Raw genomic sequence first — 22777 nt, forward strand, 5'->3', positions numbered from 1 at the left:
CATTATATGAAAGGTGGAAACCATCCATGCTGCGCAAAGAACAGAAGACTGCCATCATCGGCGCCAACCGCACCCACGAGAGCGACACCGGTTCTCCCGAGGTCCAGATCGCCATTCTGACCGAGCGGATCAACCAGCTGACCCTCCACATGCAGAAGAACCCCCAGGACAAGCACTCCAACCGGGGCCTGCTGCAGATGGTCGGTAAGCGCCGCCGTCTGCTGGACTACCTGCAGAAGAAGGACATCGAGCGTTACCGCGCCCTGATCGCCAAGCTGGGCATCCGTAAGTAAGCGCTGAAATAGGGTGGTGTGGGCGTCCCTGCACCACCCTTCTTTCACATTTTTTCCCGCGTGACCATCCGCCCCGCCCGTGCGGAAGCCGCACAAATCCTTTAGCAGTTGAAAGCACCCCCGGAATGCGGTCCGGAGGCGGTTTCAAGTGCTAAATGGGTTGGCTTTCGCGCGCGGCTCCAGACCAAATGAAAAGGAGACAAGCCATGTCAACCATCATCACCCACAGACAGTATCCCAACTACCGCAAGTATGAAATGGAGCTGGCCGGCCGGCCGCTGACCATGGAGGTCGGCAAGCTGGCGGAGCTGGCCAACGCCGCCGTCATGGTGGGCTACGGCGACACCCGTGTGCTGGTGTGCGCCACCGCCGCTCCCCGGCCCCGGGACGGCATCGACTTCTTCCCCCTGAGCGTGGACTTTGAGGAGAAGCTCTATTCCGTGGGCCGCATCCCCGGCAGCTTCAACCGCCGGGAGGGCCGCCCCGGCGAGAAGGGCATCCTGACCAGCCGTGTCATTGACCGGCCCATCCGCCCCCTGTTCCCCTATGACTTCCGCAACGACGTCTCTATCATGGCCACGGTCATGAGCGTGGACCACGACTGCTCTCCCGAGATTGCCGCCCTGATCGGCACCTCTGCGGCTCTCGCCATCTCCGACATCCCCTGGAACGGCCCCGTGGGCGCGCTGAAGGTGGGCCTGGTGGACGGCAAGCTGGTCTTTAACCCCGACAGCGAGCAGCGTAAGGTCAGCGACCTGGACGTGACCGTAGTCTCCACCCGCAAGAAGGTGGTCATGATCGAGGCCGGCGCCAACGAGGTCCCCAACGACGTCATGTTCGAGGCCATCAAGTCCGCCCACGAGGAGAACCAGAAGGTCATCGCCCTGATCGACCGCATGGTCAGCGAGGTGGGCAAGCCCAAGTTCGACTATCCCCACGCCGACTTCAACCAGGAGCTCTTCGACGACATCGTCGCCAACTTCATGGACGAGGCCAAGGCCGCCATGGACACCGACGACAAGAACGTCCGCGAGGCCCGCTGGAACGCCATGATCGAGAAGTGGCACGAGAAGTACCTGGAGCAGTACCCCGACATGGACAAGTACCTGGAGGAGTTCACCTACAAGTTCCAGAAGAAGATCGTCAAGGCCTGGCTGCTGGAGGGCCACCGCGTGGACGGCCGCCAGAAGAACGAGATCCGTCCCCTCAGCGCCGAGGTGGGCGTGCTGCCCCGGGCCCACGGCTCCGGCCTGTTCACCCGCGGCCAGACCCAGGTGCTCTCCGTGTGCACCCTGGACACCCTCTCCGCCTGCCAGAAGCTGGACACCATCTGGGAGGAGACGGAGAAGCGCTATATGCACCACTACAACTTCCCCGGCTACTCCGTGGGCGAGGCCAAGCCCGCCCGCTCTCCCGGCCGTCGTGAGATCGGCCACGGCGCCCTGGCCGAGCGGGCATTGCTGCCCGTTCTCCCCAGCGTGGACGAGTTCCCCTACGCCATCCGCGTGGTCAGCGAGGTCCTCAGCTCCAACGGCTCCACCTCCCAGGGCTCCATCTGCGGCTCCACCCTGGCCCTGATGGACGCCGGCGTGCCCATCAAGGCCCCCGTGGCCGGCATCTCCTGCGGATTGATCCAGGACGACGACGGCTCCTTCACCACCTTCATCGACATCCAGGGCGTGGAGGACTTCCACGGCGAGATGGACTTCAAGGTGGGCGGCACCAAGAAGGGCATCACCGCCATCCAGATGGACCTGAAGAACGACGGCCTCACCATGGAGATCATCAAGGAGGCCCTGGACACCACCTACGACGCCCGCTGCCAGATCCTGGACCAGATCATGCTGCCCGTGATCGACCAGCCCCGCAAGGAGGTCAGCAAGTACGCCCCCAAGATGCTGACCATGCACATCGACCCCTCCAAGATCCGGGAGGTCATCGGCTCCGGCGGCAAGGTCATCCAGAAGATCGTGGCCGACACCGGCGCCAAGATCGACATCAACGACGACGGCTCCATCTTCATCGCCGGCGTGGACGCCGCTTCCTGCGACGCCGCCAAGAAGTGCATCGACGACATCGTGTTCGTGCCCGAGGTGGGCGCGCTGTACTACGGCCGCGTGGTGCGCCTGATGACCTTCGGCGCCTTCGTGGAGCTGGCCCCCGGCAAGGACGGCCTGGTGCATATCTCCAAGCTGGCCGACCACCGCATCGAGAAGGTGGAGGACGCCTGCAAGATCGGCGACATGATGTGGGTCAAAGTCACCGACATCGACGAGAAGGGCCGCGTGAACCTCTCTCACAAGGACGCCGTCAAGGAGATCCGGGCCAAGGAGGCCGCCGGCGAGCGGATCAAGTGAGATCCCCCATCCCATTTACCGGCAAAAGGACCGGACGCAGCTGCGTCCGGTCCTTTTTTGTCTCTGCCGGCCCCTTTCCCGAAGGCACCGGACGCCTTTCCGGCGCATTGGAGCCCCCGGCCTCGGGCTGTCTGAGAAAACGGAGGCCGCCCGTTCGGGCGGCCTCCTGTTGGTTTCCGGGAGAGGGGTTCTTACGCGGGGGTCTCCGTCGCAGTGGCGGAAGCCGCCTCGGTGGCGGCCTTGTCGGCGCGATACAGGAAGGTCACGATGTGACCGCGGGTGCAGATCTCGTCAGGGGCAAAGGTGGTCTCCGTCTTGCCGGTGGTGATGCCCTGGGTCACGGCCCAGGAGATGGCCTTGGAATAGACGGAATCGGCGGGCACATCGGTGAAGGTGCTCAGCTCAGCGTCCGGAGAGCCGGCCAGCAGATACAGGTACAGCATGGTCTGGCCGCGGGTGCAGGGGGCGGAGGGAGTGAACACATTGCCGGACACCAGCTCCTTCTCAGCGGCCCACAGGGCGGCCTTGTAGAAATAGTCGGTCTCCTTCACGTCGGTAAAGGGGTTCTCGGTGATCGTGGGCTCGGGAGAGCCGTTGGCACGCCACAGGAAGGTCAGGATGTGCGCCGTGGTGCAGGTCTCGCCGGGAACGAAGGTGGTCTCCGTCTTGCCGGTGGTGATGTTGTTTTCCACGGCCCACAGCACGGCCTCATAATAGTAGGCGGTCTCCGCCACGTCGGTGAAGGGGTTCGCGGCGGGCTTCTCCTCGGCAGGCTTCTCCTCAGCGGGCTTTTCCTCAGCGGCGGGCAGGGCGTTGTAGGTGGCGCCCTCAGCCACCACCACGGCCTCTTCCGCGCCGCAGTCCAGCTTGCCGGTCTTGGCCTCGGAGCCATCCACGATGGTCAGGGTGTAGTCCTTCTGGACCTCAAAGACGGCGCAGTCCTTGGCTGCGGTCAGGGTGTGGCCGTTGAGATCGATGGTGACGTTCTTGGCGGTGACGGTCATGGGCTCCTTGAACTGTCCGTTATAATCACTGGAGCCGATCACCACGGCGGCAGTGAGGGTCACGTCGCTGTCCAGACGGGCGGTGACGGAGTCAGCCTTGGTCTCGGACATGATCGCCTCCAACAGGGCGCCATAGGTCTTGTCGCCCACGGTGATCTTCTGCTCCTCGGCAGCGGCCGCAGACACCGTCAGCCCCAGGCACAACACCAGAGCCAGTAACAGGGATGCAATACGCTTTTTCATGGTCCAGTCTCCTTTTGTATTGAAAATATGACCAGCCGCCGGCCGGCGAGGCCGTCGGGAGTGTCCCTGTTTCCCGCCGGGCTTGCAATGGACCCCCGCTCCTTCTATAATGAGGAACAGTGGGCCGGCCCACCGGTATCTTAGGGTCGATTTTAGCGGACGCGGTGGAAAAACGCAAGCCTTACTTTCAAAGCCGCCGCATATTTCTCCCCCCGCTTTTTCCAACATCTGTATGTCCGCATCCTGCGGATGCACACTGAAAGGACTTGATTCCATGGACGTCATTGCCGCCATCGCCACCGGCGCCGCTCCCACCGCCATCGGGGTGGTGCGGGTGTCGGGCCAGGGGTGTTTTGATCTGTGCGCCGCCGTGTTCACACCGGCGCTCGGGCAGTCCTTTGCCGCTCTGGAGCCCCGGAAGATGACCTACGGGAGCTTGCTGGACCGGCAGGGCCGGTGCATCGACCGCGGTCTTGCGGTCCGCTTTCCCGGCCCCCACAGCTACACCGGCGAGGACAGCGCCGAGTTCCACTGCCACGGCTCACCGGTGGTGCTGCGGGAGGTGCTCTCCGCCCTGTTCGCCGCCGGCGCCCGGCAGGCCGGGCCCGGAGAATTCACCAAGCGGGCCTTCCTCAACGGCCGCCTGGACCTGACCGAGGCGGAGGCCGTGGCAGACCTGATCGAATCGGAGACCGCTGCCGCCGCCCGCAACGCCGCCGCCCAGCTGGGCGGGAGCCTGCGCCGGGATTTCGAGGCGGTCTACGACCGTCTGCTGGACATGACCAGCCAGTTCTACGCCGTGGTGGACTACCCTGACGAGGACATCCAGGACCTGGGACCGGCGGAACTGGCCGCCTCCCTCCGGGACTGCGCCGCCATCCTGGACCGGCTGCTGGCCACCTGCGACCGGGGCCGGGTACTCAAAAGCGGCGTCCGCACCGCCATCATCGGCCGCCCCAACGCCGGGAAGAGCTCCCTGCTCAATGCCCTGGCCGGGTATGAGCGCTGCCTCGTCACCGATATCCCCGGCACCACCCGGGACACCGTGGAGGAATCGGTGCTCTGCGGCGGGGTGCGGCTGCGGCTGACCGACACCGCCGGCATCCGGGACACCGCCGACACCGTGGAGCGGCTGGGTGTGGAGCGCAGCCGCCGCGCCCTGGAGAGCGCCGATCTGATCCTGGCGGTGATCGACGGCTCCGCCGCCCCGACGGCGGAGGACCGGGCGGTGCTGGACCTGGCCCGGAAAAGCGGGGCTCCCGTCATCGTGATCCTGTCCAAGCTGGACCTGGGCGCCGCGCCGGACGCCCTGGTGGACGGCACCGGCAGCCCTTCCGCCGCCATCCGCCTCTCCGCCCGGACCGGGGAGGGTATCTCCCTGCTGGAGGACGCGGTGGCGTCCCTCTTCCCCGCCGGGGACGGGGCCGACGGCGCCGTTCTCACCAACGAGCGCCAGCAGGAAGCGGCCCTTCGGGCCCGGCGGGCCATCTCCCGGGCTGCGGAGGCCCTGGAGAGCGGCATGACGCCGGACGCCGTCCTCACCGACGCAGAGGAGGCCCTCTCCGCCCTGGGCGAGCTGACCGGCCGCACCGCCGGAGAGGCCATCGTCTCCCGGATCTTCCAGCGGTTCTGCGTGGGGAAATAGTTCATTTTTCGGCAAAAATAGTTCCCAGCTTTTCAAAACGCGGTTTACAAAATCACATTCCTGTGTTATACTTCTTAACTGCCAAAATATGTGCGCATACCGGCGTGAACCCCTGACCGAGTCCCCGCCGGACGGGCAAAGGAGTGAGACACATGTATGATCTGACCGTTCTGCGGGAGCGGCTGCGGAAGCAGCGGCCGGTGCCCTGGGAGCAGCTGCCGGACTTCTCCCTGTATATGGACCAGGTGCTCAGCTACATGGACCGGCAGGTGATCCGGTTCGACGAGGACGACGGCCTCACCGCCGCCATGGTCAACAACTACACCAAAAGCGGCCTGGTGCCCCGGGCCGACGGAAAGAAATACGGCCGGGACCACCTGGCCTATCTCACCGCCATCTGCGTGCTCAAGCGGGTCATGTCCACCCGGGACATGGACCTGCTCATCAAGGAGGAGCTCCAGGGGGACCGGCCCATCGCCGACGGCTACGCCGCCTTCTGCGCCAGCCTGGACAAGGCCCTCAACATCGCCGCCGACGAGATGGAGGACCGGACCGGGGACGACGAGCTGGCCGACGCGGCCATCCACTTCGCCCTGATGAGCTACGCCGCCGGCGTGGCCAGCAGCCGGTATGTGAGCCTGCTGCGCCAGCGCAAGCAGGCCCAGGAGGCGGAGGCCTCCCCCCGGGGGAAAGAGAAATCCAAAAAGGACAAGGAGAGGGACTGAGCCATGGCTGATTATGTGATCATGACGGACAGCTGCTGCGACATGACCTCCGCTCTGGCGGAGGAGCTGGAGCTGAGCGTGCTGCCTCTGAGCCTCCACATGGGAGACGCGGTATACCGCAACTGGCTGGACGGCCGGGAGATCGGCTTCCAGGAGTTTTACGCAAAGATCCGCTCCGGCCAGCTGGCCACCACCTCCGCCGTCAGCGTGGGCGAGTTTGCCGCGGAGATGCGGAAGATCCTCTCCGCCGGAAAGGACATTTTGTGCATCAGCTTCTCCTCCGCCCTGTCCGCCACCTACCAGTCCGCCACCATTGCCGCGGCGGACCTGGCCGAGGAGTTCCCCGACCGGAAGATCCTGGTGGTGGACTCCCTGTGCGCCTCTCTGGGCCAGGGGCTCCTGGTATACCTGTGCGCCCAGGAGCGGCGCAAGGGCCGCTCTCTGGAGGAGGTCCACGCCTTCGCCGAGGAGACCAAGGGAAAGGTCTGCCACTGGTTCACGGTGGATGACCTCAACCACCTCAAGCGGGGCGGCCGCATCAGCGCCGCCACAGCCCTCTTCGGCACCATGCTCTCCATCAAGCCCGTCATGCACGTGGACGACGGCGGCCACCTGGTCCCCGTCAGCAAGGCCCGGGGCCGCAAGTCCTCCCTGCTGGCCCTGGTGGACCAGATGGAGGCCACCGCCATCGACCCGGCCAGCCAGACCGTGTTCATCAGCCACGGCGACTGCGAGGGCGACGCCCTGTTTGTGGCGGGGGAGATCACCCGCCGCTTCGGCACCCGGGACATCCGGCTCAATTACGTGGGCCCCGTGATCGGCAACCACTCCGGTCCCGGCACCCTGGCGCTGTTCTTCCTGGGCACCAAGCGCTGAAATCCCCGGCGCCTCCCCCGTTCCCGGGCGGAGGCGCCCTGTTTCGCTCCCGGCGGGAGCCGATTTTCCGCTCCGGCGGACAGAAGGAGAGATCGCCATGAAATGGCTGGAACTGCACATCGACACCAATCACAGCGGCCTGGAGACCGTGGAGGCCCTGCTCTCGTCCCTGGACATCGACGGTCTGGTCATCGACGACGAGGAGGAGTTCCAGGACTTTCTGGAGAACAACCGCCAGTACTGGGACTATGTGGACGAGGACCTGGAGAAGGCCATGCGGGGCCGGTCCCGGGTGACCTTCTATCTGCCGGCGGACGAGACGGGCTTTGCCAAAATGGGCGAGGTCCGCATCGCCCTGGAGGCCCTCAAGCAGCAGCGGACGGACTGCGGCACGCTGCTGATGACCCTGGAGGATCTGGAGGACGCCGACTGGGAGAACAACTGGAAGCAGTACTACAAGCCCATGGAGATCGGGGAGCGGCTGCTGGTGATCCCCCAGTGGCTCCAGGAGGACCCCAAGGTGAAAGCGCTGCTCTCCCAGGGCCGGGTGCCCCTGATCCTGGACCCGGGCCTCACCTTCGGCACCGGCAGCCACGCCACCACCCGGCTGTGCCTGACCGCCCTGGAGCGGCACATCCGCGGCGGCGAGCGGGTGCTGGACCTGGGCTGCGGCAGCGGCATCCTCTCCATCGCCGCCCTGCGTCTGGGGGCCGCCGAAGCTGCCGCCACAGACATCGACGACAAGTGCCTGACCGTGGCCTATGACAACGCCGCCCTCAACGGCATCGGCGCCGACACCTACACCGTGCTGGTGGGCGACGTGCTCTCCGACGAGACCTTCCGGGCCCGGGTGGGCAGCGGCTACCAGATCGTGGTGGCCAACATCGTGGCCGACGTCATCAAGGCCCTGGCGCCCATGGTCCGCTTCTTTCTGGCCCCGGGCGGGCTGTTCCTCTGCTCCGGCATCATCGACGACCGGGCGGAGGAGGTGGCGGCGGCCCTGACCGCCGCCGGGCTGGAGATCCTGGAGACCCGGGACGCCGAGGGGTGGTTCTCCTATCTCTGCCGCTGAGGACGCCTTCCCCATTCTGATGAAAACGGAGATGTGGCTTTGGAAACCTTGTATCGGATCGACGGCTTCGTGAGCCGTCACATGGCGCCGGTGGTGCTGTGCTGCGTGGCGGTGGGCATCGCCTTTCCGGAGGTCTTTTCCCGGATCAACACGGTGACGGTGGCCCTGTTTGCCTTCATGACCTTCGCCAACAGCCTGGGCGGCGGGTTCCGGGAGCTGTGGCAGGAGATCCGCCGGCCCCTGCCGGTGGCGGTGATCTTCGTCCTGCTGCACGTGGTGATGCCACTGATCACCCTGGGCCTGGGGACGGTGCTCTTCCCCCAGGCGCCCCTGTTCACCACGGGACTGGTGCTGGAGTACGCCATCCCCACCGGCGTGGCCTCGCTGATGTGGGTGGGCATGAACCGGGGCAACACCGCGCTGTGTTTGTCGGTGGTGCTGCTGGATACGCTGCTGTCCCCCCTGGTGGTGCCGCTGACCATGCGGCTGCTGGTGGGGTCCGTGGTGGAGCTGGACACCTGGGGCATGATGGGCGATCTGATGGTGATGGTGGCCCTGCCGGCCCTGGCTGCCATGGTGCTGTTCCAGACCACCGGCGGCGCCGTGGCCCGCACCCTCAAGCCCCGGCTGGCCCCCTTCGCCAAGCTGGCCCTGCTGATGATCATTCTGGCCAACGCCACCGGCTGCGCCCCCTTCCTGCGGAACCTGACCCCCACCCTGGTGACGGTGATGGCGGCGGCCTTCTTCCTGTGCCTGCTGGGCTTCTTCCTGGGCTACTGGGCCGGGCGGCTTTTAAAGCTGGACTTTGCCACCGTCCAGACCGTGGCCCTGAACAGCGGGATGCGCAACATCAGCGCCGGCGCCGTGCTGGCCATGGCCTTCTTCCCCGCCGACGTGCTGTTCCCCGTGGCCTTCTCACCGGTGTTTTTGCAGGCCACCACGGCCTTCATCGTCCGTGCCCTCCGGGCCACCAAGCCCGGCCGGGCCGACGAGGCGGCGTACCGCCGCTCCCTGGAGACCGCCGGAGAGGGCATCTGAGCGTTTTTCCCTGCCTCCCGGGAGGCCGCTGCGGCGGCCTCCTTTTTTTGCGCGCAGGGGTTCTCGACAGATTCCCCCTGCCTTTTTGGGACGGTCTTTGTAAAATGGAGGAAATGAACAGGAGGTGATCCCATGGCGCAGGAACAGAGGGTGCTGTGGCTGGCGCCGGAGGAGATCCGGCCCAATCCCGCCCAGCCCCGGCGGACCTTTTTACAGGCGGAGCTGGAGGGCCTGGCGGACTCCATCCGCGCCCACGGCGTGCTCCAGCCCCTGACGGTGCGGCGGACGGAAGGCGGCTGGGAGCTGGTGGCGGGAGAGCGGCGGCTGCGGGCGGCGGTGCTGGCGGAGCAGAGCCGCGTGCCCTGCCTGGAGCGGACGGCGGACGACCAGTCCTCGGCGGCCCTGGCCCTGGTGGAGAACCTCCAGCGCCAGGACCTGCACTATCTGGAGGAGGCGGAGGCCATCGCCGCCTTCCTCCACCGGTCGGGTCTGACCCAGGAGGCGGCGGCGGAGCAGCTGGGGATGTCCCCCTCGGCCCTGGCCAACAAGCTGCGGCTGCTGCGCCTGAGCGCCGCCTGCCGCGCCGCCGTGACGGAGGGCGGCCTCACCGAGCGCCACGCCCGGTGCCTGCTGCGGCTGGAGGACGAGGAAGAGCGCCTTGCCGCCGCGCGGCACTTCGTCTCCGCGGGGCTGAACGTGGCCCAGGCGGAGCGGTACGTGGACCGGCGGCTGGAGGTGCTCCAGTCCACGCCCCCCGCGGGGCGGCGGGCCTACATCATCAAAGACGTGCGGCTGTTCCTCAACAGCGTGGACCGGGGGGTGCGGCTGATCCGGGACGCCGGCGTGGACGCCCGAACGGAGCGGCAGGAGACGGAGGAGGACATCATCCTCACCATCCGCATCCCCAAGCGGCGGGAAAAACGGGCCTGAAGGGCAGTTGTTACGGGATTGTAATGCATTTCCCAAAAAACTGTGCTAAAATTCATAATCAATGGCACCGTCCCCGGGGCGAGGCGCATTTCAATTCCCGGCAACAGGAGGGGCATCATGGAGCAGAACACCGCACAGGCCATGGCGCCGAAACGGCTGAAAAAGGGCGGCAAAGGGCCGCTGATCATAACGGGCGCAGTTCTGGCGGTATTGATCGCCGCCTACATAGGCCTTTGCGCCTGGGCCAGTTCTCTGGATACCTTTTTTCAGGGTTATCAGATCAACGGCATTGACGTGGGCGGGCTGACTGCGGCCCAGGCCCAGGAAAAACTGACGCAGGAGCTGCCGGAGCGGGAGGTCCCCATCTATGAGACCCCTGACGGCACCGATCCGCACGGAACGGAGAACGAGGAGCCGCTCCTCATCCTGACCCTGGCCCAGCTGGGCTTTACTCCGGAGTCGGCCGGTGAGAGCGTCGGTATTCCCTTCTCCGACTGGGCGCAGGAGGCGCTGGACAGCCAGCGCGGGATGTCCTTTTTTGTCAAGGGCTTTTCCTATCTCAGCAGCCTGGTCCGGGGGGACGGCATGTGGTTTGGCTTCCCCCTCAGCGGCGATATAGAAGCCGCCGTGTCGGATCTGGCGGACCGTCTGGACCAGGAGGCGGTGGACGCCGCCTACGAGCTGGGCGAGGACAGCATCTCCATCACCAAGCCCCGGGACGGCCGCTCTGTGAGCCAGGACGCCCTGCGCCAGTATCTGGCGCAGCTTGACGGTGCCTCCGTCAAGCTCTATGTCTCCTTCACCACCATCCCCGCCCAGATCCTGACCGTCCAGGAGATCTATGACGAGACCTCCGGCGAGGTGAAGAACGCCTCCTACGACGCCGAGACCGACACCATCGTCCCTGAGCAGGTGGGCGCGGACTTCGACGTGGCCGCCGCCCAGATCGCCCTGGACGCGGCGGAGCCCGGCGAGACCATCACCGTCCCCGCCCAGGTACAGCAGCCCACCGTCACCGCCGAGGCGCTGAAGGACCTGCTGTTCCGGGACGTGCTGGGCACCGCCCAGACCAAGGTGGGCGGCACCTCCGCCCGCAAGTCCAACGTGCAGCTCTCCGCCGCCACCATCGACGAGTATGTGCTCAACGCCGGGGAGACCTTCTCCTATAACGAGGCCGTGGGCCAGCGGACCGCCGCAAGAGGCTACAAGCCCGCCCCCGCCTACGTCCAGGGCGAGACCGTGGACGAGATCGGCGGCGGCATCTGCCAGACCTCCTCCACGCTGTACCTGGCGTGCCTGCGGTCCAATCTGGAGATCACCGAGCGCTACGCCCACCGCTACATCCCCTCCTACATCCCCGCCGGCATGGACGCCACCGTCTCCTGGGGCGGTCCGGACTACAAGTTCACCAACAACACCGACTACCCCATCAAGGTCGTCACGACATATGCAAACAGCACCCTGACCGTGAAGATCCTGGGCACCAATATCGACGGGACCTATGCCAAGGTGACCAACGAGTACCTCTCCACCACCCCCTATGAAGTGGTCTATGAGGACGATCCCACCCTGGCCCCCGGCACGGAGAAGGTCAAGACCACGCCCTACACCGGCTACAAGTACAAGACCTACCGCCATGTGTACGCCGCCGACGGCACGCTGATCTCCTCCGCCTATGAGGCCACCAGCGACTACAAATCCCGCAACAAGGTGATCCTCCGGGGCCCGGCCCTGCCGGAGGCCCCGGCCACCGACCCCGGCACCGCCACGGACCCGGGCACCAGCACCGGTCCCGGCACCGCGACAGACCCCGGCACGGCCACTGATCCGGGCACCGTCACCGACCCCGGCACCAGCATCCTGCCGCCGGAGAACGGCAGTACCGGCGGCACTACGGACAGCGGCGGCCTGCCTGCGGACGTGCTGCCGGAGGACGCCCCCTTCCTGTGACGGCGATTTTTGGAAAATACACAAAAGGCAGACGTGAAACGATCACGTCTGCCTTTTCCTATCCGGCGCGCTCATGCCGGTCGTTTTTCGGCGCATACTAGGGCTGTGTGACGAAAAAAGGAGGGATGGCCGTGGAGAAGGAGCGCCGGTGGCGGCGATGGCTGGGCCCGGCCCTGCTGGTGCTGGCCTTGGCGGCGCTGTGGCCCCTGCGGCGGGAGTTGACGGCCCAGGCCATCGCCCGCCGGTCTCCGGAGGGCTCGGCGCTGGCGGCGGCCTTTTTGCTGGGGCTGTATGTGCTCAAAAGCGTCACCTTCTGTGTGCCCATGTCGGCCCTGACGGCGGCGGGCGGGCTGCTGTTCCCCCTGCCGGCGGCATTGGCGGTGAACCTGTGCGGCGCGGCGGCGGCCCAGACGGCCCCCTTCCTCCTGGGCCGGCGGCGGCAGGGGGATCTGGAGGCCCTGGGCCGGAAGTACCCGAAGGCGGCGGCGCTGTGCCGCCCGCCGCCGGGTCGGCGGTGGCAGTCGGTCTTTCTGCTGCGGCTGGGCGGCGCCAGCCCCGGGGATCTGGTGAGCCTGCTGCTGGGGGCGGCGGGGGTGCCCTACGGCACCTATCTCTCCGCCGGGCTGCTGGGGGCGGCGCCCCGGGTGGCAGCGGCCACGGTGCTGGGCGCCGCCCTGTGGAGTCCCGGCAGCCCCCGGTTCTGGATCTCCCTGGCCGTGGGCGGCGGCCTGACGGCCCTGGCCCTTGCCCTCTGGCGGCTGCGGCGGCGCTGAGACCCTTGCGCGGCCCGCCGTGCCGTGGTATCCTGGGAAAAACCCCGTCAAGGAGGCCGCCATGGAGATCCTGGAAGTCCGGCGCCGGAGCGGCGCCCTGCTGGAACAGCTCCTGGAGCTGTGGGAGCGGTCCGTCCGCGCCAGCCACACCTTTTTGTCGCCGGCGGAGATCGCCGCCATCCGGCCCGATGTGCCCGGCGCCCTGACCCAGGTGCCCCATCTGGTGATCGCCTGGGAGCGGGAGACGCCGCTGGGCTTTCTGGGGGCGGAGGGACGGCGGCTGGAGATGCTCTTTCTGGAGCCGGAGGCCCGGGGCCGGGGGATCGGCACCGCCCTGGTCCGGTACGCCCTGGACGCCTACTCCCTGCGGGAGGTGACCGTCAACGAGCAGAACATCGCGGCCCGGGGCTTTTACGAGCATTTGGGCTTCCGGACGGTCCGGCGGACGCCGCTGGACGAACAGGGCCGGCCCTATCCCCTGCTGTACATGGAGCTGCTGGAGCCGTAAAAAACCTCCGTCCGCGGAAACCGCGGACGGAGGTCCTTTTTCTTATTCCCGCTCCTTGCGCTGGATGCGGATGTCCTTTCCGAAGAAGGGCAGGATCTGGTACTCCCCCTCGATCCGGGAGGCGGTCTGGGCGCCGTAGCGCCCGGCCAGCTCCACGACCTTCAGGTTGGTGCTGAGGATGGTGGAGCGCCGCTCCATGAGGCGGGTGTTGAGGATCTGGTACAGGGCGCTCTGGACGAAGGCGGTGGTCATCTCCGTGCCCAGGTCGTCCAGGATCAGCAGGTCGCAGGTCATCACCCGGTTCACGTCTCCCTCGGCCTCCCCCTCTTCCCGGCCGAACTTCCGGTCCTCGAACCGCTGGAAGATGTGGGCGGCGGTGTCGTAGACCACGGACCAGCCGTCGCCGCTGACCTCCCGGGCCATGGCGGCGGAGAGGAAGGTCTTGCCCAGGCCCGGCGGCCCGGTGAGCAGCAGATTGCCGCTGCCCGGCGCGGCGAAGGTCTCGGCGTACTCCCTGCAGATGCCGTACACCCGCTCCATGTTCTTCCGGGCGGAGATGCCCAGGGGATACAGCGTCTCCGTGGAGTACCAGTCCAGGGAGAAGTTCTCAAAGCTCTGGCCGCCCAGGTCCAGCATCCGGCTGAGTTCCTTTTGCTGCTCCCGGGCGTAGTAATTGCGCAGGCACCGGCACATCTCGCCGCCCCGGTAGCCGCTGTCCCCGCACAGGGCGCAGGCGGGCTTGTTCTCCAGGCAGTCCTGAGGCAGGCCCATCTTCTCCAGCAGCGCCCGCTTCTCCTCCTGGAGGCTCAGGTTCTCGTCCCGCAGCACCTCCAGGGCGGGCATGGGGTCCGTGCCCCGCCGCAGGGCTGAGGAGATGATGCGGCTGGTGGTGGAGCGCAGCTCGGCGTCGATCTGCCGCAGCCGGGGCTGGCGGCGGAAGATCGTCTCCCGCCGCTCCTGAAAGCGGGTCTCCCGCTCCTGCCGGTCCTCCTCGAACCGCGCGATGGCCCGGCGCAGGACCCGTCCGTCATAGGCCATATGCTCACACCCCCTTGTCCCGCTGATCGATGTACTTCTTCATCCAGGCCACGTCCTGGACGTCGGCGGCAGCCGCCGCCGGACCGGGCCGGGCCGCCGGACGGTCTCCCGCCCGGATCTCCGCCTCCGTGTGGAGGCCCGCCTCGTGCCAGCGGCGCAGAATCCCGTTGCAGTAGGCCCACTTCAGCTCGTGGCACTTCAAAATCGTCTTGTCGCAGGCGATGGCCACCGTCTCCGGCGGGAAGCCCATCTCCTGCCAGGCGAGCAGATACTTCTCCTCCGACGGGGAGGGGAACCGGTCCCCCAGGCCCAGGGCCCGCATGTACCGGGGCAGCAGGTCCTGGCGCTGGGCGTATTTGCGCAGGTACTCCGCCGCGGCGGCCTGGGTGTCGATCCCAAGCCTTGCCCAGGCGTAGCCCTCCTTCTCGATCTGCTTCATACCCGGGCGGCGGCCCTCGCCGGACCGGCGCCGGACCCGCTCCACGCAGTGGCAGACCAGTAAGTACACCACGTCCGCCGGAAGCCCCAGGTAGTCCGTGAGCCCCAGCAGCACCGCCACGTCCGGCGTGGTCAGCCGCTTGCCCAGCTTCCGCTCCACCTGGTCCGTCAGGGCCCGGAACTCGGCGCTGCGCTCCAGCCGCTCCGCCACGTCGGCGCGCTGGTAGTCGGGCTTTTCCTCCGCCGGCTCCGGCGGCGGCTCCGCGGCGGCCACCAGGCCCAGCTGCCGCAGGGCGGCCTCCGCCGCCTCGATCCGCTCCCGGTCCCAGCGCAGCTCGCCCGCCAGGGAACGGGGCGCCACGGCCCCCCGCCGCCGCAGCAGCGCCAGATATAAAAGCGCCGCGTCGCCGTCGCCCTTTTCCAGCAGGCGCTTCACCGCCCCGCCGGAGAGGGTGACGCCCTCGTCTCCGGTCTCGATCAGGCATCCGGCCATGGTCCCGCCTCCCCTCGTCTCAAGTCCTCCCTATTCTACACGAAATTCCCCGGCAGAACAAGTCCCCCTTTTTTCCTGCGGCCTTTCCCGCCAAGGGGGAAAATCCCACCGGGGCTGTGAATTTTTTTCAAATTCCGGGGTTTTTTCTGGCGCTTTCGCCCATGGTATGGTATACTGAGAGCGATCTTATGGCCATGGGCCGGGATCCGGGCCGGCACGCTTTGCTCCGGCCGTCAAATCACACGAAAGAGGGGGCCCTGTTATGGCCAATCGGGTAGTCGTCAATATCTGCGGCGAGGAATACACCTTCATTGCGGAGGAGTCCGCCTCCTATATGCAGCGGGTGGGCGCCTATGTGGGCGACAAGATGAATGAGGTCCTCAGCGGCACCAAGGTGGGCCGCACCGACGCCGCCGTCCTCACCGCCGCCAATATCGCCGACGAGCTGTTCAAGGCCCAGGCCGCGGCGGAGCAGCTGCGCAGCCAGATCAAGGGCTATCTGGACGAGGCCTCCAAGGCCCAGAGCGAGGTCAGCGAACTCAAGCGGGAGATCTTCCGCCTGCAGCAGCGGCTGGACAACCGGAACAAGGGATGAGGCCGGAGCTGCTCTCCCCCGCCGGCTCGCCGGAGGCCCTGCGCGCCGCCGTGCAGAACGGGGCCGACGCGGTGTACCTGGGCTGGGGGACCTTCAACGCCCGCCAGGGCGCCAAGAATTTTTCGGACGCCGAATTTGCCGACGCCCTGCTCTACTGTCACGAGCGGGGCGTGCGGGTCTTTTTGACCCTCAATACCCTGGTGACGGACCGGGAGCTGCCCCGGGCCCTGGACACCGCCGCGGCCGCCGCCCGCCTGGGCGTGGACGCCGTGCTGGTCCAGGACTGGGGGCTTTTCTTGCTGCTGCGGCAGATGCTGCCGGACCTGCCGGTCCACGCCAGCACCCAGATGAGCGCCTTCACCGCCGGGGCCGCAAAGCTCCTGGCGGCGGACGGGTGCGAGCGGGTGGTGCTGGCCCGGGAGTGCTCCGCGGCGGACACCGCCGCCATCTGCGCCGCCTGCCCGGCGGAGATCGAGATTTTTGCCCACGGGGCCCTTTGCATGTGCTACTCCGGCCAGTGCGAGATGAGCGCCCTGATCGGCGGCCGCTCGGGCAACCGGGGCCGCTGCGCCCAGCCCTGCCGCCTGCCCTACGCGGCGGTGGGCGGGAAAAAGGGCAATCCCTACCCCCTGAGCCTGAAGGACAACTGCATGGCCGCCTCCCTGGAGGAGGCCGCGGAGATGGGCGTTTCCTGTTTGAAGCTGGAGGGCCGCATGAAGCGGCCGGAGTACGTGGCCGTGGTGACGCGGATCTATGACCGGCTGCTCGCGGAGGGCCGGGGCCCCACCGCCGCCGAGGCGGCGGAGCTGGAGGCGGCCTTCTCCCGCTCCGGCTTCACCGACGGGTACTGGCAGGGCCATACCGGAAAGGACATGTTCGGCACCCGGCCCGCCGGGGCCGCGGACCCCAGAGAGCTGTTCGAGGCGGCCAAGGCCGCCTATGAGAAGGGCGACATGCGGACCGTGGGCGTGGACCTGTCCTGCACCGTCGCCGCCGGAGTCCCCTGTACCCTGACCGCCGCCGACCGGGACGGCCACGCCGTCACCGTCACCGGTCCCGTGCCGGAGGCCGCCCGGACCCGCGCCCTCACCGGCGCGGACCTGGAGGCCCGCCTGCGCAAGACCGGCGGCACCGCCTACCGCTGCGAAACGGTGGTGACGGCGGTGGACGAGGGCCTGTCCCTCTCCGCCAGCGCCGTCAACGGCCTGCGCCGCGACGCCCTGGCGGCCCTGACGGAGGCCCGGACCGCGCCGCCTGCGCGCCGCCTGCTGCCCCAGCCCCCGGCGCCGGAGGACACCTGCTCCGCCGCCGAACCGGCGCTGACCGTGTCGGTGGCCCGGCGGGACCAGCTGACGGAGGACCTTCTCTCCCTGGGCCCCGCCCGGGTGTATGTGCCCCTGGAGGTTCTGGCGGACATGGACGCCCTGCCGGCGGGCCGGACGGAGTGGTGCGCCGCGCTGCCCCGGGTGTGGCGGGACCGGGACGAGGAGACGCTCCGGTCCTGGCTGGAGCGGGCCGGAGAGCTGGGCGTCACCGGTGCGCTGCTGGGCAACATCGGCCATGTGCCCCTGACCGAGGGGCTGGGCCTGACCCGGTACGGCGACTTCGGCCTCAACGTGTTCAACAGCCGCTCCCTGGAGTATCTCCGCCGCAAGGGGCTGCAGGGCGCCTGCGTGTCCTTTGAGCTGCGCTTTTCCCAGATCCGGGATCTCGCCAAGTGCCTGCCGGCGGAGGCCATCGTCTACGGCCGCCTGCCCCTGATGATCACGGAGCACGACCTCACCGCCGGAGGCGTCACGGCCCTGCGGGACCGGACCGGGGCGGAGTTCCCCCTGCTTAGCGCCTTCGGCCGCCGGACGGAGATCCAGAACAGCCGCCCGCTGTGGCTGGCGGACCGGACCGACTGGCGCCGCCTGGGCCTGGCCCACGCCCGCCTGCGCTTCACCACCGAGACGGCGGCGGAGTGCGTCCGGGTGTTCCGGGACTACCTGACCGGCGCCGCGCCGGAGGGGACTTTTACCCGGGGCCTCTACGAGCGGGGTGTGGAATGAGGGCTCCGGCGGAGAAAATCCGCTCCTATCCGTAATATATCATTTAAATTCTACGAATTGTATTTACTTTTGGAGTTTCATATGGAAGAGATCAAGGTAAAATACTTTGTGGACGATATCGACGAGCTGTGCTACGTGGACGGCAAATCCGACTGGATCGACCTCCACGCGGCGGAGGACGTGACCATGAAGGCCGGGGAGTTCCGGCTGATCCCCCTGGGGGTAGCCATCGCGCTGCCGGAGGGGTATGAGGCCCACATCGTCCCCCGCAGCTCCACCTTCAAAAACTACGGGCTTTTGCAGACCAACTCCATGGGCGTGGTGGACTACACCTACCGGGGCGACGGCGACCAGTGGCGGATGCCCGCCTACGCCACCCGGGACGTGACCATCGAGAAAAACGCCCGGATCTGCCAGTTCCGCATCGTGAAAAACCAGCCGCCCCTGCGCTTCGTGCGGGTGGAGCGGCTGGAGGGGCCGGACCGGGGCGGCTTCGGCTCCACGGGAAAGTGAGGCGCGCCATGGCAAGGATCGTACTGGCCTCCGCCTCCCCCCGGCGGCAGGAGCTGCTGCGGCGCATCGGCCTCACGGACTTCACCGTCCGGGTGCCGAACGTGGAGGAGGCCTTTCCCGAGGGGCTGAGCCCCCAGGAGACGGTGAAATACATCTCCCGGGAGAAGTCCCAGGCCGTGGACGCCGCGGAGGATGAAATTGTCATCACCGCCGACACCATGGTGTTTCTGGACGGGCAGAAGCTGGGCAAGCCCGCGGACGAATCGGAGGCCCTGGCCATGCTGACGGCCCTCCAGGGCCGCCACCACACGGTCTGCACCGGCGTCACCGTCCGCCTGGGCAGCCGCATGGAGACCGAGGCTGAGACCACGGAGGTATACTTCCGCCCGGTGAGCCGGGAGGAGCTCCTGGCCTACATCGCCACCGGCGAGCCCATGGACAAGGCCGGCGCTTACGGCATCCAGGGCGTGGGCGCGCTGCTGGTGGAAGGGATCCGCGGCGACTACTTCAACGTGATGGGCCTGCCGGTGCTGCGGCTGAGCCGGATGCTGAGCCGTTTCGGCGTGCATCTGCTGGTATGAGCGTGAATTGACAGTCGGGAGGGGTCCCCTTTGAAAAACTTTCTGAAAGAACACGGCCTGTGGGTCCTCTTTGCCGCGGCAGTCATCGCCGTGGCCCTGGCCTGCATGTCCTTTTTCTCCGCCAACTCGGCGCCCCTGACCAACCTGGCGGGGATCATCGCCTCCCCCTTCCGGGCCGCCTACACGGCGGTGGCGGACTGGATCAGCGACAAGCAGAAGTACTATGAGGACTACACGGCCCTGGAGGAGGAAAACGCGGCGCTGAAACAGCAGATCGCCGAGATGGAGGAGGCCGTCCGCCGGTCGGAGAAGCTGGAGGAGGAAAACGCCAACTACCGGGATCTGCTGAACCTGCAGCAGGCCCACCGGGACCTGACCAGCGACATGGAGTCCGCCTACGTGATCGAACACGAGGTCACCAACTGGACCTCCTCCCTGACGCTGAACAAGGGCACCGCCAACGGCGTGGAGGTGGGCGACTGCGTCATGGACGCCACCGGCGCCCTGGTGGGCCTGGTGGATAAGGCCGGATACAACTGGTGCCGGGTCCTGACCATCGTGGACACGGACACCTCCATCGGCGCCCAGGTGTTCCGGACCAAGGACCTGGGTCTGGCGGAGGGCGACTTCGCCCTGATGCGCCAGGGCCGCCTGCGGCTGGGCGTCCTGCCCGCCGACTGCCAGCTGCTGGCCGGCGACCTGGTGGAGACCTCGGGCCTGGGCGAGTATCTGCCCTCCGGCCTGGTGATCGGCACCGTGGAGGAGGTCCAGGTGGACGACTCCGGCGCCACCTCCTATGCCGTCCTGGTCCCCAAGGTGGACTTTGACAGCCTGAACCAGGTGTTCATCATCAAATCCTTCGACATCGTGCCCTGAGGCCGATGCGGCTTTTTGGAGAGGAGGTCCCGCCGTGCTGGCCCGAAATGAGATCATCTTCAAGTGGTCCCTGTACGCCGGGGCCACCGTGCTGCTTTTGCTGCTGCAGGGGTCCCTGCTGCAGCGCATCACCCTCTGGGGCGTGATCCCCTTTTTGTACCCCGCTCTGGCGGCGGTGCTGGGCAACTATGAAAACCCGGTGCCCAGCTCCATCTTCGGCCTGGGGCTGGGCGTGGTGTGCGACCTGCTTTTGCCGGGCCCCATCCCCTGTCTGTATACCCTGGTGTTTCCCCTGGCGGCCCTCAGCGGCGCCCTGATCTCCAAGAGCCTGCTGAAGGCCGGGTGGCTGTGCGCCCTGGTGTCCGCCGCCGCGGGCTTTTTGCTGACGGATCTGTTCCGCTGCCTGCTGCTGTGGGCCGCCAGCAAGCCCGCCTGGGGGGCGGGCCTGTGGGTGATGGTCCGGGAGTTCGCGGCCACCGCACCCTTTTTGCTGCTGGCGGTGCCGCTGTTCTCCGCCGTCCACCGCCGGGTCCATCTATACGACTGATCCCTGAAAAGGAGTTTCCATGGAGCGACGAGAATTTCCAAATCTGCGGCTGTACATCCTGGGCGGCTTCGTGCTGCTGGTCCTTCTGATCTATCTGGGGGTACTGTACGACACCCAGGTCAACGACCACGAGGACTACCTGGCCCAGTCCATCCGCACCATTACCCAGCCGGAGACCGTAGAGGCCTCCCGGGGCATCGTCACGGACCGGAACGGCCAGGTGCTGGTCTCCAACCGGTCCACATACAGCCTCACCTTCAGCACCTCGCTGCTGAAATCCGGCGAGGATGTCAACGAGGCCATTTTGCGCCTGGTGCGGCTGTGTCAGAAGCAGGAGGTCACCTGGGTGGACAACCTGCCCATCTCCCAGACCGCTCCCTTTTCCTACACGCTGGAGGGATTGGACTCCATCCAGCGAGGCCGTTTTCTCACGTATCTCCTCAGCCTGGACGATGTGGCGGAGCCCCTGGGGTCCTATCTGCTCCAGCACTCCGGGCTGCTGGAGCAGACGGATGAGGACGGCACCGTCACCAACGCCGCCGATGAGATCCTGGCCGACGCCACCCTCACGGACCAGCAGAAGGGGGCGAAGCTGGCGGAAAAGCTGCCCTCCTCCGCCCTGACGGAGGAGCTGCTGACGGCCATCGGCATCTCCGCCCACAAGCTGGTGGAGCTCATGCGGGCCAGCTTTGAACTGCCTGCCATCTACTCCCTCAACGAGGCCCGGCTGGTGCTGGGGGTCCGGTACGAGCTGAAGCTGCGGTCCCTGATCGACAACATCCCCTCCTACGTGATGGCGGAGGACATCGACACCGCCTTTGTCTCCATGCTCAGTGACGGCAATTTCGCCGGCGCCAAGGTCAGCGCCTCCAGCGTCCGGGAGTATCAGACCGCCTACGCCGCCCATATCCTGGGGTATACCACCGGCATTCAGTCCGGCGACGACATGGAAGCCCTGCGGGAGAAGGGCTACAACTCCGACGACAAGATCGGCCGCACCGGCGTGGAGGCCGCCTTTGAGGAATATCTCCGGGGCCGGGACGGCGTGCGCATCGTCTCCACCAACGCCGACGGCAAGATCACCGGTGAGTACTACTCCAAGGAGCCGGAGCCCGGCAACACCGTGGAGCTGACCATCGACCTGGATCTGCAAAAGACCGTGGAGGATGCCCTGGCGGCCACCATCACCCGGATGAATCAGCAGGACCCGGACGAGACCCGGGGCGGCGCCGCCGTGGTGGAGCAGGTGGGCACCGGGGAGATCCTGGCCATCGCCTCCTATCCCACCTATGACCTGTCCACCTGGCGCCGCAGCGATGTGTACGCCCAGCTGTCGGCGGACAAGGCCAACCCCTTCTGGAACCGGGCCACCAGCACCCCCTATGCCCCCGGCTCCACCCTCAAGCCCCTGACCGCCGTGGCCGCGCTGGAGTCCGGCGCCACCACCCTGACGGAGAAGATCCGGGATACGGGCCGCTGGTACTATCCCGGCGACCCCAACAGCTACACCAACTGCTGGAAAACCAGCGGCCACGGCCTGCTGAACGTCACCGGCGCCATCACCAACTCCTGCAACTACTTCTTCGCCGAGATGGGCTACCGCATGGGCATGGATACCTTCGTGGAGTACCTGTCGGCTTTCGGCCTGGGCTCCCCCACGGGCATCGAGATCGGCGACGCCGCCGGCACCCTGCCTGAAAACCCGCCGGGCCAGAACCTGGCTCCCTGGGCCGCCTACGGCCAGGCCAACCAGGAGTACACCCCGCTGCAGCTGGCCAACTATGTGGCCACGCTGGTCTCCGGCGGCAAGCACTGCGAGGCGCACCTCCTGAAGGCCGTCAAGTCCTATGACAACTCCCAGGTCCTGGCCACCGGCAACACCGAGGCCCTGAACACTGTGAAAATGGCGGATTCCACCCTGGAGGCCGCGAAGGAGGGCATGCTGGGCTACACCCAGCCGGGCGGCCAGCTGTACACCTATTTCACCCAGTGCGTAGTCACCGCCGGCGCCAAGACCGGCACCGCCCAGCTGGGCGGCGACCAGACCAACAACGGCGTGTTCGTGTGCTTCGCCCCCTATGACGACCCGGAGATCGTGGTGTCCATCGCCATCGAGCACGGCTCCGCCGGCGCCAACCTGGCCTCCACCGCCGTGGAGATCCTGAACGCCTATTTCACCGCCGACGAGGTCGGCACCGCCGTGATCGGCGAACACCAACTGCTTGAGTAAG

General features: G+C 67.0%; 21 protein-coding genes. 18 read left to right on the forward strand and 3 right to left on the reverse strand.

The genetic code is table 11. The annotated features are described in order from the left end of the window. Positions 1 to 26 precede the first annotated feature (26 nt). Both rpsO and KFE19_09510 read left to right on the forward strand, forming a co-directional pair. Positions 27 to 293, forward strand: coding sequence for a 30S ribosomal protein S15 (rpsO, locus tag KFE19_09505; GenBank protein QUO36668.1), 267 nt, complete (start codon positions 27 to 29; stop codon positions 291 to 293). 206 nt (positions 294 to 499) lie between these two features. Further along, positions 500 to 2650 carry a polyribonucleotide nucleotidyltransferase gene (locus tag KFE19_09510; protein ID QUO36669.1) on the forward strand — a complete coding sequence of 717 codons (2151 nt, stop codon included), beginning with the start codon at positions 500 to 502 and terminating at the stop codon, positions 2648 to 2650. A 191-nt stretch (positions 2651 to 2841) separates the two neighbouring features. On the opposite strand, the gene KFE19_09515 is transcribed toward KFE19_09510, so the two are convergent. Continuing rightward, complete coding sequence (locus KFE19_09515) at positions 2842 to 3897, reverse strand: S-layer homology domain-containing protein (protein QUO36670.1); 1056 nt, start codon at positions 3895 to 3897, stop codon at positions 2842 to 2844. 274 nt (positions 3898 to 4171) lie between these two features. Between KFE19_09515 and mnmE the strand changes: the two genes are divergently transcribed. The 9 genes from mnmE (at position 4172) to KFE19_09560 (ending at position 13414) form a co-directional block, all read left to right on the forward strand. After that, complete coding sequence (mnmE, locus tag KFE19_09520; protein QUO36671.1) at positions 4172 to 5542, forward strand: tRNA uridine-5-carboxymethylaminomethyl(34) synthesis GTPase MnmE; 1371 nt, start codon at positions 4172 to 4174, stop codon at positions 5540 to 5542. A 152-nt stretch (positions 5543 to 5694) separates the two neighbouring features. After that, positions 5695 to 6267, forward strand: coding sequence for a DUF1836 domain-containing protein (locus tag KFE19_09525; GenBank protein ID QUO36672.1), 573 nt, complete (start codon positions 5695 to 5697; stop codon positions 6265 to 6267). Positions 6268 to 6270: 3 nt separating this feature from the next. Beyond that, entirely contained in the window at positions 6271 to 7143 is an 873-nt protein-coding gene (locus KFE19_09530) for a DegV family protein (protein ID QUO36673.1), read from the forward strand. A gap of 97 nt (positions 7144 to 7240) precedes the next feature. Continuing rightward, positions 7241 to 8215, forward strand: a complete 975-nt coding sequence (gene prmA, locus KFE19_09535; protein ID QUO36674.1) for a 50S ribosomal protein L11 methyltransferase — start codon at positions 7241 to 7243, stop codon at positions 8213 to 8215. Between the two features lie 39 nt (positions 8216 to 8254). Further along, a complete protein-coding gene (locus KFE19_09540; protein ID QUO36675.1) occupies positions 8255 to 9253 on the forward strand; it encodes a bile acid:sodium symporter family protein in 999 nt (332 codons plus the stop codon). A gap of 132 nt (positions 9254 to 9385) precedes the next feature. Then, positions 9386 to 10183, forward strand: coding sequence for a ParB/RepB/Spo0J family partition protein (locus tag KFE19_09545; protein QUO36676.1), 798 nt, complete (start codon positions 9386 to 9388; stop codon positions 10181 to 10183). Positions 10184 to 10300: 117 nt separating this feature from the next. Continuing rightward, a complete protein-coding gene (locus tag KFE19_09550) occupies positions 10301 to 12133 on the forward strand; it encodes a VanW family protein (GenBank protein ID QUO36677.1) in 1833 nt (610 codons plus the stop codon). A 131-nt stretch (positions 12134 to 12264) separates the two neighbouring features. Next, entirely contained in the window at positions 12265 to 12906 is a 642-nt protein-coding gene (locus KFE19_09555; GenBank protein QUO36678.1) for a TVP38/TMEM64 family protein, read from the forward strand. A 61-nt stretch (positions 12907 to 12967) separates the two neighbouring features. Continuing rightward, positions 12968 to 13414 carry a GNAT family N-acetyltransferase gene (locus tag KFE19_09560; GenBank protein ID QUO36679.1) on the forward strand — a complete coding sequence of 149 codons (447 nt, stop codon included), beginning with the start codon at positions 12968 to 12970 and terminating at the stop codon, positions 13412 to 13414. Positions 13415 to 13456: 42 nt separating this feature from the next. On the opposite strand, the gene KFE19_09565 is transcribed toward KFE19_09560, so the two are convergent. Further along, a complete protein-coding gene (locus KFE19_09565) occupies positions 13457 to 14452 on the reverse strand; it encodes an ATP-binding protein (GenBank protein QUO36680.1) in 996 nt (331 codons plus the stop codon). 4 nt (positions 14453 to 14456) lie between these two features. Beyond that, positions 14457 to 15383: a DnaD domain protein gene (locus KFE19_09570; GenBank protein QUO36681.1), complete on the reverse strand. Its 927-nt coding sequence runs from the start codon at positions 15381 to 15383 to the stop codon at positions 14457 to 14459. Positions 15384 to 15645: 262 nt separating this feature from the next. Here KFE19_09570 and KFE19_09575 point away from each other — a divergent pair, with 262 nt between their 5' ends. The 7 genes from KFE19_09575 to KFE19_09605 all read left to right on the forward strand — a co-directional run bounded on the left by KFE19_09575 (position 15646) and on the right by KFE19_09605 (position 22776). Further along, positions 15646 to 15978, forward strand: coding sequence for a cell division protein ZapA (locus KFE19_09575; protein ID QUO36682.1), 333 nt, complete (start codon positions 15646 to 15648; stop codon positions 15976 to 15978). Then, the gene (locus KFE19_09580) at positions 15975 to 18029 is read left to right on the forward strand and encodes a U32 family peptidase (GenBank protein ID QUO36683.1); all 2055 of its coding nucleotides are present in this window, start codon (positions 15975 to 15977) and stop codon (positions 18027 to 18029) included. Before KFE19_09575 ends, KFE19_09580 begins: the two co-directional genes overlap by 4 nt. Positions 18030 to 18110: 81 nt before the next feature. Then, positions 18111 to 18542, forward strand: coding sequence for a dUTP diphosphatase (locus KFE19_09585; GenBank protein QUO36684.1), 432 nt, complete (start codon positions 18111 to 18113; stop codon positions 18540 to 18542). An 8-nt stretch (positions 18543 to 18550) separates the two neighbouring features. Next, positions 18551 to 19123, forward strand: coding sequence for a septum formation protein Maf (gene maf / locus KFE19_09590; GenBank protein ID QUO36685.1), 573 nt, complete (start codon positions 18551 to 18553; stop codon positions 19121 to 19123). 30 nt (positions 19124 to 19153) lie between these two features. Beyond that, complete coding sequence (gene mreC / locus KFE19_09595; GenBank protein QUO36686.1) at positions 19154 to 19999, forward strand: rod shape-determining protein MreC; 846 nt, start codon at positions 19154 to 19156, stop codon at positions 19997 to 19999. Between the two features lie 34 nt (positions 20000 to 20033). After that, positions 20034 to 20546 carry a hypothetical protein gene (locus tag KFE19_09600; GenBank protein QUO36687.1) on the forward strand — a complete coding sequence of 171 codons (513 nt, stop codon included), beginning with the start codon at positions 20034 to 20036 and terminating at the stop codon, positions 20544 to 20546. 19 nt (positions 20547 to 20565) lie between these two features. Beyond that, positions 20566 to 22776 (forward strand): penicillin-binding protein A, encoded by a 2211-nt coding sequence (locus KFE19_09605; GenBank protein ID QUO36688.1) that lies wholly within the window; start codon positions 20566 to 20568, stop codon positions 22774 to 22776. Position 22777: the final 1 nt, after the last annotated feature.

This window comes from Dysosmobacter sp. Marseille-Q4140 (assembly GCA_018228705.1).
Lineage (GTDB): Bacteria > Bacillota > Clostridia > Oscillospirales > Oscillospiraceae > Oscillibacter.

Excerpts from the sequence above, each read along its gene's own strand:
- KFE19_09605 (QUO36688.1), top strand. The coding sequence starts at position 20,566 with ATGGAGCGACGAGAATTTCCAAATCTGCGGCTGTACATCCTGGGCGGC.
- rpsO (QUO36668.1), top strand. The coding sequence starts at position 27 with ATGCTGCGCAAAGAACAGAAGACTGCCATCATCGGCGCCAACCGCACC.
- mnmE (QUO36671.1), top strand. The coding sequence starts at position 4,172 with ATGGACGTCATTGCCGCCATCGCCACCGGCGCCGCTCCCACCGCCATC.
- KFE19_09525 (QUO36672.1), top strand. The coding sequence starts at position 5,695 with ATGTATGATCTGACCGTTCTGCGGGAGCGGCTGCGGAAGCAGCGGCCG.
- KFE19_09575 (QUO36682.1), top strand. The coding sequence starts at position 15,646 with ATGGCCAATCGGGTAGTCGTCAATATCTGCGGCGAGGAATACACCTTC.
- KFE19_09560 (QUO36679.1), top strand. The coding sequence starts at position 12,968 with ATGGAGATCCTGGAAGTCCGGCGCCGGAGCGGCGCCCTGCTGGAACAG.
- KFE19_09550 (QUO36677.1), top strand. The coding sequence starts at position 10,301 with ATGGAGCAGAACACCGCACAGGCCATGGCGCCGAAACGGCTGAAAAAG.
- KFE19_09565 (QUO36680.1), bottom strand. The coding sequence starts at position 14,452 with ATGGCCTATGACGGACGGGTCCTGCGCCGGGCCATCGCGCGGTTCGAG.
- KFE19_09570 (QUO36681.1), bottom strand. The coding sequence starts at position 15,383 with ATGGCCGGATGCCTGATCGAGACCGGAGACGAGGGCGTCACCCTCTCC.
- maf (QUO36685.1), top strand. The coding sequence starts at position 18,551 with ATGGCAAGGATCGTACTGGCCTCCGCCTCCCCCCGGCGGCAGGAGCTG.
- KFE19_09530 (QUO36673.1), top strand. The coding sequence starts at position 6,271 with ATGGCTGATTATGTGATCATGACGGACAGCTGCTGCGACATGACCTCC.
- KFE19_09510 (QUO36669.1), top strand. The coding sequence starts at position 500 with ATGTCAACCATCATCACCCACAGACAGTATCCCAACTACCGCAAGTAT.
- prmA (QUO36674.1), top strand. The coding sequence starts at position 7,241 with ATGAAATGGCTGGAACTGCACATCGACACCAATCACAGCGGCCTGGAG.
- KFE19_09585 (QUO36684.1), top strand. The coding sequence starts at position 18,111 with ATGGAAGAGATCAAGGTAAAATACTTTGTGGACGATATCGACGAGCTG.
- KFE19_09545 (QUO36676.1), top strand. The coding sequence starts at position 9,386 with ATGGCGCAGGAACAGAGGGTGCTGTGGCTGGCGCCGGAGGAGATCCGG.
- KFE19_09580 (QUO36683.1), top strand. The coding sequence starts at position 15,975 with ATGAGGCCGGAGCTGCTCTCCCCCGCCGGCTCGCCGGAGGCCCTGCGC.
- KFE19_09515 (QUO36670.1), bottom strand. The coding sequence starts at position 3,897 with ATGAAAAAGCGTATTGCATCCCTGTTACTGGCTCTGGTGTTGTGCCTG.